Source organism: Rhizobium cauense, from assembly GCF_019511525.1.
Classification (GTDB): domain Bacteria; phylum Pseudomonadota; class Alphaproteobacteria; order Rhizobiales; family Rhizobiaceae; genus Rhizobium; species Rhizobium cauense.
In genome coordinates this window covers 1-11,104 of the sequence record NZ_JAEUAT010000041.1, presented here as the reverse complement: position 1 = coordinate 11,104, position 11,104 = coordinate 1, and the positions used below count along the sequence as shown (strand labels likewise).

Genomic DNA, 11,104 nt, shown 5'->3' with positions numbered 1-11,104 from the left:
AATCGTATCAAACACATGCGGGGCTTGGCCACGCGCTACGACCGCCGCCCTGACAATTACCTTGCTGCACTGAAACTCGTTGCGACAAGAATTTGGATCAATTCAGTTTGCGAGTCCACGTCCTAGCAGGCCGTTTCTTTTGAGCGTGCCCGGTTGTGCTCGTCGGTGACGTCAACACTACCCATCGACAGCCAAGGTCTTACGGCTGGCGTCGCGGCTTCCGGGCTGTAGCCATTCTTCTCTAGCCACATCCACAAGGCACGACCGAGCATAGCTCTCTGTTCCGCAATAAGCGGACTTCGCTCGATATGTCCGCCACAGGTTCACCATTGGGCATGGCCTTAATGTTGAGGATGACAGGGAAGGCGTTATCGCGTTGCCGGCGGTCAATCATTCTCCTTTTCCCATTCTGTTGATCGGTCGTGAGAGGGCCCCTTACGAGAATAGCCCCAGCGACCGGGCCAATGATTGAGGAGGCGGATATGGGGACCGTTTCTCCAGTTCCCATAGGCTCCCTGTCCTTGTGGTCTCCACGTGTTCACTTGCGGCCCGCCGCGTGCACGGCCGCGGCTTGACGTGCCTTTGCCAGTTACCCGCAAAGTTGCGACTAGCCGCGCAACTCCCTTGTGTGTTGAAGTTGTCGTCAGTCAACCACCGCAGGGTAATTACCCAGTGATCGATATCTCTCGATACACCCTCGGGAAATCTGAGTGATCCAGGATGAACCTAGATAACAAACCTCTGCTCAGATTAGTCACCAAGCTGCAGCATGCGCTGGGCGACCTTGTCTGTTCTGCCTTAGACGATCCCGAGGTCGTTGAAGTGATGCTCAATCCAGATGGAAAACTGTTTGTAGAAAAGTCAGGGCGCGGGATTGATTTGTTGGGCGAACTCACGCCGTCTTCCGCTGAGACGGTGATTGGAAGCATTGCTCATCTTCTCAACTCCGACGCTGATGAGCGACGTCCAATCATTTCAGGCGAGCTTCCGATTGGCGGTCACCGCTTTGAGGGCCTCTTGCCGCCCGTTGTGGCTAGTCCTTCTTTCACAATCCGCCGCCGGGCTGCACGTGTCTTTTCCCTTGATGACTACGTGGTGAGCGAGGCAATGACGATTGAGCAAGCGCGTGCCATATGCACTGCCGTAGCCAACAAGATGAACATCGTAATTGCAGGTGGAACAGGCTCGGGCAAAACAACGCTGGCTAACGCGATTCTGGCGGAGATGGTTGAACAGTGCCCGCAGCACCGCTTCGTTATTCTTGAAGACACTGCAGAAATTAACTGCACTGCCTCAAATGCGGTTTGCCTCCGCACCTGTGACAGCGTCGATTTATGCGGTCTCTTGAAAAGTACGATGAGGCTGCGTCCAGATCGCATCATCGTCGGAGAAGTCCGCGACGGCGCGGCACTTACGCTTCTCAAGGCTTGGAACACAGGACATCCCGGCGGGATTGTCACCATCCATGCAAATACGGCTCTCTCGGCCCTCCACCGGCTCGAGCAACTCACAGGCGAAGCCAGTCAGCAGCCAATGCCTACGGTGATCGGAGACGTCGTCGATCTAATCATAGCGATCGAGCGAACGCCACTCGGTCGGCGTGTGACCGAGATCCTGCGCGTCGAGCATTTTGCCGACGGATACTACCAGACAAAACCCTTTGACGAGGATGAGTGAGATGCAGCGTAATCGGAGAACATTGTCGCTTGGGATGACGGTAGCCGCGTTAATGATCTCGCGGTCGCCAGCACAATCTGGTTCAGGTGGTGGCTTGCCGTGGGAAGCTCCGTTGGAGCAAATTCAAGAGTCTATAACGGGTCCTGTTGCCGGTTACATAGCGCTCGCTGCCGTAGCCATTGCTGGCGGAATGCTCATATTCGGCGGAGAGCTAAACGATTTCGCCAGGCGTCTTGTTTACGTAGTGCTTGTGGCCGGCGTACTGCTCGGAGCAACTACGATCGTAGGTCTGTTCGGCGCCACTGGCGCATCGATTGGAACGCCTTCAGGCAACACACCAAGATCGAAGATCGAAGCATTGGTGACGTCTCATGGTTGAGCCAGTGTTCGAACTTCACCGCAATCGCATTCATCGCGCGTTGTCGCGGCCGAACCTGCTGATGGGTGCAGACCGCGAACTGATGCTTGTGACAGGCCTTGCTGCGGTCATCCTCATCTTTGTCGTTCTCACAGTCTATTCGGCCGTGTTTGGACTGGCCGTCTGGGTCGTAATTGCTGGCGTTCTGCGCATCATCGCCAAGGCCGACCCACTCATGCGGCGAGTTTACATCCGCCATATCGCATATAGATCGCAATATCGGCCAACACCGGCGCCCTGGCGTAGATACTAAGGAGACAGGTATGGTTGCTCTCAAGTTCTTCCGCGCGACAGGGCCTTCCTTTGCAGATCTCGTTCCTTACGCCGGTCTCGTCGACAATGGTATAATGCTACTGAAGGACGGTAGCCTGATGGCCGGGTGGTACTTTGCTGGCGCCGATGCAGAGAGTGCAACGAACCTCGAGCGCAACGAACTCGCTCGACAAATCAATGCTGTCCTCGCGCGCTTAGGAACCGGATGGATGATTCAGGTCGAAGCTATCCGCCTTCCCACCATGGACTATCCAGCGCTCGCGCAATGTTACTTTCCAGATCCCGTTACTCAGGCGATTGATGCCGAGCGGCGATTACACTTCGAACGGGATGAGGGGCATTTCGAGAGCCGACATGCTCTCATCCTCACCTACAGGCCGGTAGAAACGCGCAAAGCCGCGTTGAGCAAGTATGTTTACGCTGATGCGCAAAGCCGAAAGAGATCGTACGCAGATGTTGTTCTAAACGTCTTCAAAAAAGAAATTCGAGAAATTGAGCAATATTTCTCGAGCAGCATCTCGATCCGGCGCATGGAAACCCGCGAAACGCTCGATCGCGCAGGGGCACGGCCTGTCCGGTACGATGAGCTCTTGCAGTTCATTCGTTTCTGCATCAGTGGCGAAAGCCATCCGGTCCGCCTGCCCGACATACCGATGTATCTCGACTGGGTCGCAACAGCTGAACTTGAACATGGACTGACGCCAATAGTCGACAGTCGATATGTTCGCGTTGTTGCTATCGACGGCCTTCCTGCGGAAAGCTGGCCGGGCATCCTCAACACGCTTGATCTCATGCCCATGGCATACCGCTGGTCCTCCCGCTTCATCTTTCTTGACAGTGAAGAGGCAAGACAGAGGCTTGAGCAGGCCCGCAGGAAGTGGAAGCAAAAGGTTCGGCCGTTCTTCGACCAGTTGTTTCAGACGCAATCGCGCGCCCTGGACCAGGATGCAATGGCGATGGTCGCCGAGACGGAGGATGCCATTGCGCAAGCTTCGTCTGGGCTGGTTGCCTACGGGTATTACACCCCGGTCATCGTTTTATTTGACCATGATCACGAGGCATTGCAGGAAAGGGCCGAGATCGTTCGGCGGCATATCCAAGCAGAAGGCTTTGGGGCGCGCATCGAGAGCCTCAATGCGACCGATGCTTATCTCGGCAGTCTGCCGGGTAACTGGTATTGCAACGTCCGAGAGCCGTTGATCAATACCAGTAATCTTGCTGATCTGATCCCATTGAACTCAGTGTGGTCGGGAAACCCGGTTTCGCCCTGCCCGTTTTATCCGGTGGGTTCGCCGCCCCTCATGCAAGTCGCCAGTGGATCAACACCCTTTCGCTTGAACCTACATGTCGATGACGTCGGCCACACGCTAGTCTTCGGGCCAACAGGGTCTGGGAAGTCGACACTTCTGGCGCTGATCGCGGCCCAGTTTCGGCGCTACAAGCAAGCTCAGGTCTTTGCCTTCGACAAGGGAAACTCGCTTTATCCGCTAACGCTCGCAGCGGGCGGTTATCACTACGAGATCGGGGGAGACATCGACGAATCGGGAAATGTGCCCCTGGCCTTTTGTCCGCTTTCAGAACTTTCCACTGAGGGGGATCGAGCATGGGCAATGGAATGGATCGAAACTCTGATCAGCCTGCAGGGTATGACCGTCACGCCTGATTGCCGGAACGCCATCGGCCGACAGATCGCTTTGATGGCGAAGTCTCCAGGACGGTCACTTTCGGATTTCGTAAGCGGTGTCCAGATGAGACAGATCAAGGACGCGCTCCAGCCATATACTCTGAATGGCCCTCTGGGTCACCTGTTGGACGCCGAGCAGGATGGGCTCACCCTGGTTTCGTTTCAGACGTTCGAGGTCGAAAGTTTGATGAGCATGGGCGAGAGATGCGTCGTCCCGGTGCTAACCTATCTATTCCGCCGGATCGAGCAGCGCCTGGACGGATCTCCGAGCCTGATCATTATAGATGAGGCCTGGTTGATGCTCGGGCATCCGGTCTTTCAAGCAAAAATCCGCGAATGGTTGAAAGTCCTGCGGAAGGCCAATTGCGCTGTTGTTCTGGCAACCCAATCTATTTCCGACGCGGAACGCTCTGGAATATTTGACGTCCTCAAGGAGTCTTGCCTAACTAAGATTTGTCTGCCGAACGGCGCGGCAAAGGAGCCCGGCACGAGAGAATTCTATGAGCGCATCGGGTTCAATGACCGTCAGATCGACATCGTCTCATCCGCTCTTCCAAAACGCGAATACTACATCGTTTCGCCGGAGGGCCGTCGCCTTTTCGACATGTCACTTGGTCCTTTAACACTGAGCTTTGTGGGTGCTTCGGGCAAGGAGGACCTCAAGCAGATGAAGTCACTGGCGTCCACCCACGGAGCGGAATGGCCGGTTCATTGGCTGGAAGCGAGGGGAGTTCACAATGCGGCTACACTGCTTGGAAGGTAAGATACTTATGGCTTTCGCCACCTGCATCCTGACGACTACTTCGGCCACAGCCGGTTCAGCTACCGGCGCGGCGACCGAGTGGACGCAATTGCTTAACAATGGTGAGCTGGTGTCCTTGGTCGGCCAATCAGGAGAGCAGATCAAGAACCAGATAACCCAGATCAATCATCTGGCGGAGCAAATCCAGAATCAACTCAAAATATACGAAAACATGCTGCAGAATACGGCACGGCTTCCAACACACATTTGGGGTCAGGTCGAGCATGATCTCAACGAGTTGCGCGACATTGTGGATCAGGGCCAAGGCATTGCTTTCTCCATGGGCAATGCAGACGATATTCTGCAGCAGCGCTTCAAAAGCTATGCTGATTTCAAAACCAATTTGCCGGGAAACGAAACTTTCTCGTCTATCTATGGGACCTGGTCCAACACCAACCGTGAGACAATTGCCGGAGCGCTGAGAGCGGCAAGCCTAACGGCAGACCAGTTTGATCATGAGGAAGATACGATGACGTCGCTGCGGACGATGTCGGAGACGGCGGACGGTCAGCTCAAGGCCCTCCAGGTCGGACATGAAATTGCGGTCCAGCAGGTGGCACAATTGCAGAAATTGCGTGGTTTGATCTCACAGCAAATCACAATGATGAGCACTTGGCTGCAGAGCGAGCAGACCGAGCAAGACCTAAGTCAAGCCCGTCTTGAACGATTTTTCGATGCTGAGGTAAAGCCAATTCCGCAAGGTCAGGATATGGAGCCTCGCTGGTAATGATTGTTCTTACTCGATCGATTTCTGTTGCGTGGATCGCTCTGGCACTTTCTATGCCGGCTTATGCACAAGAAGGCCAAGTTCTCACGGAACTTCAAAATCAGGTTTCTGCCGCCGCAAGGGGATGGGAGAAAACGGTTCTTGATGCCGCCCAATCTCTGTTTTGGATCCTCGCGTCGATTGAGATGGGCGTTGCTGCCATATCTCTCGCGCTCCAGGCGGCAAGCCTCGAGAACTGGTTTGCAGAGCTCGCACGCAGGATCATGTTCATTGGCTTTTTCGCCTTTGTTCTGGCGCAGGGACCGAGTTTTGCAAAAGCTGTCGTAGACAGTTTGTTTCAAATTGGTGCTGCGGATGGATCGGCGTCGCCTGCCGAGATTTTCGATGCGGGCATCAGGGTGGCGTCCGAGATGTCTCAACAGGCGAGATTCGGACTGTTCGAAAATAACTTAATGGCAATTGTAGTCGCACTTGCGATGGCGATCGTCGTAGTCTCCTTTTCGCTGGTAGCTGCAATATTCGTGTCTGTGATGGTTGAGATGTACCTCGGCCTTTTGGCCGGCATGATCATGCTGGGGCTAGGGGGATCTTCATTTACCAAGGATTTTGCCGTCCGCTATCTTGTGTACGCCTTTAGCGTCGGCATGAAGCTCATGGCATTGGTGATGATCGCGAAAATCGGCTCGAGTGTGCTTCTTGGCCTTTCTCAGGCGCCGACGGGCACGTCAGAGCAGTTGGTGACGGCGCTGGCGATAGCCGGGACGTCGATCGTGGTTTTCATCATATCCATGTATGTACCGAACATCATCCAAGGCGTGGTGCAGGGCGTCTCTGTCACAACCGGCATGGAGACGATCCGTCACGGAGGTCAGGGCGCAATGGTTGCACTCGGAGCCGCCTTTTTAGCAACCGGAACGGCGGGGGCTGCCTTTGCAGCTGCCAAAGCAGCAATATCAGGCGGGTCGTCGCTCGCTACTGCGGCTTTGAAAGGGGCAGCTTCTGGATTGAGCGCCGGAGCAAAGGCCATCGGCGGAGCGGCAAAGGAAAAGGCGATCGGATCGCCGGGCGCCCATGGTGGGTCTGTCCTTGGGCTTGCAAACTCGAAGCTCGACGACGCCCGTGGCAAGGGTTCAAGCCGCGCAACGACGACCGAGCGTGACGATAGGCGATAGCTTAGGGGGAAATCAGTGACCGAACATAACCATAACCCTTACCTGGCGGCCCGGCAGGAGTGGTCCGAGAGGTACGGAACGTACGTTCAGGAAGCCCGCGCATGGAGGATCGTCGGCATTTTGGGGTTGAGCATGGCGGTTATCGGGTTCACCTACGCACTCTACCTCAGCACGCAGGTCAGCCTCATTCCATATATTGTCGAGGTCGACAAGCTGGGCACATCAGTTGCTGCAGGCTTTCCCGAGCAGATTGAATATGCCGATGCACGCGTTGTGCGCGCTTCCCTTGGAAGTTTCGTTGCGAGTTTCCGTAGCGTGACGCCCGATGCTGTTGTTCAGAAGCAGTATATCGACCGGACTTACGCGCTTCTGCGCACTTCGGATCCCTCGACCGAGAAGATCAATTCCTGGTTCCGCGGCAACTCCCCGTTCGAAAAGGCGAAGACATCGACAGTCGCAATCGAAGCCACAAATATCGTGGCCCTCTCGAAGCAGACTTACCAGATCGACTGGACAGAATACGAACGCGACCGGAAAGGAAGGGAGACGGCTACCCGACGGTTTCGCGGGATCGCCACCGTGACGGTGACCGTACCGCAGGACGAGGCTACGATCCGCCTTAACCCGATCGGCCTCTATATCCGGGATTTTGACTGGACAGCCCAGCTTTAGACAGGAGTTTGAAATGGACAAAACAAAGATGGTGGCCGCAGGCTGCCTGGTTTCGCTCGTCTTTGCGTTTGGCGCCGATGCGCAGACGATGACCGCAACCGAAGTCAAGGCAACAGATATTTCGAGCAAGTGGCGTGGTCGTCCCGGCCTCGTTACGATAGGGGCAGACGGCAAGGTGGTCTTTCTTTTTGGCGAGGCCCAACCGTCCGTTGTCTGTTCACCGCTGCAGGTCTGCGACATTGAGCTTCAAGGGGGCGAAATCGTTCGTGATGTGCTGGTAGGCGACACGGTGCGCTGGAAAGTTGAGCCGGCAACTTCTGGCGCGACAGGTGGACAGGCAATACACCTTATTGTCAAACCGTCAGAAGATGGTCTCATTACGTCGATGGTCGTTACGACGTCACGACGCACCTACCACATCCAGCTTAAATCGCACCCTAGCCGGTATATGGCTCGCGTCGGCTTTGAATATCCGGAAGTTGCCTCAAGCAAACTTGCGGACATGAACGCGCGACTAGAGGCTGCTGGTTCACCCGATGCTGCCGTCCCGGAAAAATTGAACTTCTCCTACGCTGTGAGCGGCAACGCCTCATGGAAGCCAAAGCGCGTCTACTCGGACGGCATAAAGACGTACATCCAGTTTCCCAAATCGATTGCCGGTCAGGACGCGCCGGTACTCTATGTCGTCAGCGGCGGCCAAAACCGGATCGTTAACTATCGAATGAAGAAGGACATAATGACGGTCGACTATGCGGTCGACAAAGCGATTCTTGTCTCTGGTGTCGGATGGCGGCAGCAGAAGGTAACCATCCGGCGGGGAGGCTGAGCCAATGCGCGGGCTTAATATTCTGACAATCATGATCTGCACCATTGCAAGTGGCTGCCAGACGACTTCTCCTTCAATCGATTCCAGTTCATCACCGGTTAAAATATCGGACTCCGCGGCAAGCGCGATCGCCGGTGATCTCGCGGGACGTTTTGTCGAGCAGAACGGCGAGGCGGACGTGAGGTCGATCGAGATGGCCAAGGGTTCGGGAAAGTACGCCGCAGCGCTTGAAGCCGCCCTGAGAGGCTGGGGATACTCTGTCGTGGCCAAGAAGGATCAGCACGATCAGGAGACCCCGACGAGACTAGCCTACACGATCGACAAGATAGACGGGATGGTTCTTGCCAGCATCTCGACCCCGTCGATTGGGCTAAGCCGCGCCTATGATGTAGATGCGGTAAGCGCCACACCGAGAAGTCCGCTGTCAATTGTGCGTGGGGACTGAAAGGAATTAGATGGCCAAGTTACATCTCTCACCTCCATCGGAAGCGGATCATTCCATAGGAATGAGGAGGTTGAACCGCCTGCCGATCTTGATTTGTATCTTTGTTGCGCTCGCATTTTTCGGTGTTGTCGTCATAGGACTATCTTGGCGCGGAATGCATTTCAGCGATTCCGGCGACAACGGCAGCGCATCGGGCACCCCGGCAACAAACTTTGGAGATCGGTTGAAGCAAGGTGTCGCCGATGGGATCATAGGAGAGCAGGATGGAAGGCGGCCCCTTGAAGCAGCCAAAGTCCCTGAGCAAGTACAGATCGGTGATGAAAAACCGGCGCTGGCGCCGCAGCGCATAGATCGGATCGAGCGCCGCCTTCAGATGGACTCAGAGAAAGAATGGCGAGCAAGGCTGCAACGAGAACAGGATGAGCAGTTTGTTCGTGAGGTCCACCGACAGAGGATGGCTCGACTGCAGGCGCAGGCCACAGCACTGGACTCCCCCTTGACAGTCGACATATCCCAACACGATCGTCCGTCCAACGACGCGGGAAAAGAGCAGGTGCGTACACTCGCGCCTTCCGACCTTTATGCTGCCGCGGGGCAGAGCTTTGATCCCAATGAACAGGGCTCGAAAGAGCGCTTCTTCAATCAGGACATCGAGGAACTGGGTTATCTACCAGCTCGGCTCAATGGGGGGCTCTCACGCTTTGAGCTGAAACGCGGCTCCGTCATCCCGGCCACTTTGATAACGGGGATAAATTCAGATCTCCCTGGACGGATTAGCGCACAGGTCAGCCAAAACGTGTTCGATACAGCGACCGGCCACCGATTGCTGATACCACAGGGAGCAAAACTCTTCGGGCGATATGACTCCAAGGTTTCCTTTGGCCAAAGCAGGGTGCTTGTTGTCTGGACCGACATCATATTTCCAGACGGTTCCACACTTCAGATTGGTGGCATGGCCGGGACCGATATGGCTGGCTATGGTGGGTTCAAGGATCAAGTTGATCGTCACCTGTGGCGTACCTTTGGTTCTGCAGCTCTCGTGGCGATCATCGGCACTGGCATCGACCTGTCGCTTCCGGAACCGTCGACACGGGCAACTCAAGACACGGCCTCTGACGCAGCGCGCCGAAACTTTGCGGAAAGCTTTGGCCGCGTTACCGAACAGGTAATTTCCAAGAACCTGAACGTACAGCCGACGGTGCAGATACGGCCCGGATACAAGTTCAATGTTTTGGTCGATCAGGATATGATATTTCCCAAGGCCTATTCAGAACCGTACTGAACGAAATAGAAATTCGCACGTGCTTACAGCAGAGACTTTTTCTCGACGCGACTACCCGCAGATTTGCGTCTAGATGTTACACTTTGTACATGCACGATAGCTCCTGTTTTAAACAGGAGGTTCAAATTATGGAAGTGATTGCAATTCGAGAACCAAAAACGACTTTTGATTATTCCTTAATTGATCAAATGCATCAACTGAGGGCCCGCGTGTTTCGCGACAGGCTTGGCTGGAAGGTAACCTGTCGGGCTGATCGTGAGTACGACGAATATGATCTATTTGACCCCACATATCTGGTCATTGTCTCAGAAGGGCGGGTCGTTGGCTCAGTCCGGCTGTTGCCGGCGGACGGTCCAACAATGATTGAGGGGGTGTTTCCGCAATTGTTGGGCGGACTCGAACTTCCAAAGCATCAAAAGATGATCGAGAGCTCACGCTTTTGTGTGGATACCGCGCATGCCGGGGAACGAAGCACAGCCCGCGCTCACCAAGCAACCTTGTCTTTGTTTGCCGGCATTATCGAATGGTGTCTTGCCAACGATTATAATGAAATAGCAACTGCGACCGATGTTCGTTTCGAGAGGTTGCTTAGCCGATGCGGCTGGCCATTGAGACGGCTTGGCAAGCCGGTCATCATCAATGAGACCAGGAGCGTTGCCGGTCTGCTTAGCGCCGATGCCCTGTACTTTGAACGGTTGCGACCACGAGATTGTCAATTATCCATCGTGGGCAAAGCCTGCCTGTCGCTTTCGCAACCGTTTGCAGTGGAAGGAAGCCGCGTCTGAATCCTAATACTCGCATTTGATGAGATCTTTCAAGGGTCGCGTGAAGCGACCATTTGACTACGACTGCCGCCGGGGGTCAGGCCGACCTCCGGCGGCTTTGCACCGGCCGGTTCCAGAGAGGTTGGAACTCAGGTCGCGTGAAGTGCCGTAACATGCAATCTCGGTTCAGAAGAAAATGATGCCGGTTCCGACTGTATTGCGACCTTGAAGGCTGGTGAGCGTCCGGCGAAGGCATTTTCGAGTGTCGAGAGCTATTGGCCCCGTTTCATCTCATCGGCCATGACGCGGTCGATCATGTCGGGATCGCATTGTGTGTCGACGAGGAACTCGCGGATACCGCC

11 protein-coding genes and 2 pseudogenes are annotated in these 11,104 nt (G+C 55.2%); all 13 read left to right on the top strand.

Annotated features, from left to right (window positions below):
* Positions 1-126, top strand: a pseudogene (locus JNB88_RS32790) (IS5/IS1182 family transposase); the annotation flags it as partial.
* 594 nt (positions 127-720) lie between these two features.
* Positions 721-1,677, top strand: a complete 957-nt coding sequence (gene trbB, locus JNB88_RS32785) for a P-type conjugative transfer ATPase TrbB (protein ID WP_220359120.1) — start codon at positions 721-723, stop codon at positions 1,675-1,677.
* Between the two features lies 1 nt (position 1,678).
* Positions 1,679-2,056, top strand: coding sequence for a TrbC/VirB2 family protein (locus tag JNB88_RS32780; RefSeq protein WP_220359119.1), 378 nt, complete (start codon positions 1,679-1,681; stop codon positions 2,054-2,056).
* Entirely contained in the window at positions 2,049-2,348 is a 300-nt protein-coding gene (locus tag JNB88_RS32775) for a conjugal transfer protein TrbD (RefSeq protein ID WP_220359118.1), read from the top strand. Before JNB88_RS32780 ends, JNB88_RS32775 begins: the two co-directional genes overlap by 8 nt.
* A 10-nt stretch (positions 2,349-2,358) precedes the next feature.
* A complete protein-coding gene (locus tag JNB88_RS32770) occupies positions 2,359-4,815 on the top strand; it encodes a conjugal transfer protein TrbE (RefSeq protein ID WP_220359117.1) in 2,457 nt (818 codons plus the stop codon).
* 7 nt (positions 4,816-4,822) lie between these two features.
* A complete protein-coding gene (gene trbJ, locus JNB88_RS32765) occupies positions 4,823-5,581 on the top strand; it encodes a P-type conjugative transfer protein TrbJ (protein ID WP_223217436.1) in 759 nt (252 codons plus the stop codon).
* Complete coding sequence (gene trbL / locus JNB88_RS32760; protein ID WP_220359115.1) at positions 5,581-6,753, top strand: P-type conjugative transfer protein TrbL; 1,173 nt, start codon at positions 5,581-5,583, stop codon at positions 6,751-6,753. The genes trbJ and trbL overlap by 1 nt, the downstream gene beginning before the upstream one ends.
* Positions 6,754-6,768: 15 nt before the next feature.
* Complete coding sequence (gene trbF, locus JNB88_RS32755; protein WP_220359114.1) at positions 6,769-7,425, top strand: conjugal transfer protein TrbF; 657 nt, start codon at positions 6,769-6,771, stop codon at positions 7,423-7,425.
* 13 nt (positions 7,426-7,438) lie between these two features.
* Positions 7,439-8,251 carry a P-type conjugative transfer protein TrbG gene (gene trbG, locus JNB88_RS32750; RefSeq protein WP_220359113.1) on the top strand — a complete coding sequence of 271 codons (813 nt, stop codon included), beginning with the start codon at positions 7,439-7,441 and terminating at the stop codon, positions 8,249-8,251.
* Between the two features lie 4 nt (positions 8,252-8,255).
* A complete protein-coding gene (locus tag JNB88_RS32745; RefSeq protein ID WP_220359112.1) occupies positions 8,256-8,696 on the top strand; it encodes a conjugal transfer protein TrbH in 441 nt (146 codons plus the stop codon).
* A gap of 61 nt (positions 8,697-8,757) precedes the next feature.
* Positions 8,758-9,978 (top strand): IncP-type conjugal transfer protein TrbI, encoded by a 1,221-nt coding sequence (gene trbI, locus JNB88_RS32740; RefSeq protein WP_420832240.1) that lies wholly within the window; start codon positions 8,758-8,760, stop codon positions 9,976-9,978.
* Between the two features lie 128 nt (positions 9,979-10,106).
* The gene (gene traI, locus JNB88_RS32735; RefSeq protein ID WP_220359110.1) at positions 10,107-10,763 is read left to right on the top strand and encodes an acyl-homoserine-lactone synthase; all 657 of its coding nucleotides are present in this window, start codon (positions 10,107-10,109) and stop codon (positions 10,761-10,763) included.
* Between the two features lie 211 nt (positions 10,764-10,974).
* Positions 10,975-11,104, top strand: a pseudogene (locus tag JNB88_RS32730) (IS5/IS1182 family transposase); the annotation flags it as partial.

Bases quoted from the DNA above. Each gene is read 5' to 3' on its own strand.
- trbB (WP_220359120.1), top strand. From the start codon at position 721: ATGAACCTAGATAACAAACCTCTGCTCAGATTAGTCACCAAGCTGCAG.
- JNB88_RS32780 (WP_220359119.1), top strand. From the start codon at position 1,679: ATGCAGCGTAATCGGAGAACATTGTCGCTTGGGATGACGGTAGCCGCG.
- JNB88_RS32775 (WP_220359118.1), top strand. From the start codon at position 2,049: ATGGTTGAGCCAGTGTTCGAACTTCACCGCAATCGCATTCATCGCGCG.
- JNB88_RS32770 (WP_220359117.1), top strand. From the start codon at position 2,359: ATGGTTGCTCTCAAGTTCTTCCGCGCGACAGGGCCTTCCTTTGCAGAT.
- trbJ (WP_223217436.1), top strand. From the start codon at position 4,823: ATGGCTTTCGCCACCTGCATCCTGACGACTACTTCGGCCACAGCCGGT.
- trbL (WP_220359115.1), top strand. From the start codon at position 5,581: ATGATTGTTCTTACTCGATCGATTTCTGTTGCGTGGATCGCTCTGGCA.
- trbG (WP_220359113.1), top strand. From the start codon at position 7,439: ATGGACAAAACAAAGATGGTGGCCGCAGGCTGCCTGGTTTCGCTCGTC.
- JNB88_RS32745 (WP_220359112.1), top strand. From the start codon at position 8,256: ATGCGCGGGCTTAATATTCTGACAATCATGATCTGCACCATTGCAAGT.
- trbI (WP_420832240.1), top strand. From the start codon at position 8,758: ATGAGGAGGTTGAACCGCCTGCCGATCTTGATTTGTATCTTTGTTGCG.
- traI (WP_220359110.1), top strand. From the start codon at position 10,107: ATGGAAGTGATTGCAATTCGAGAACCAAAAACGACTTTTGATTATTCC.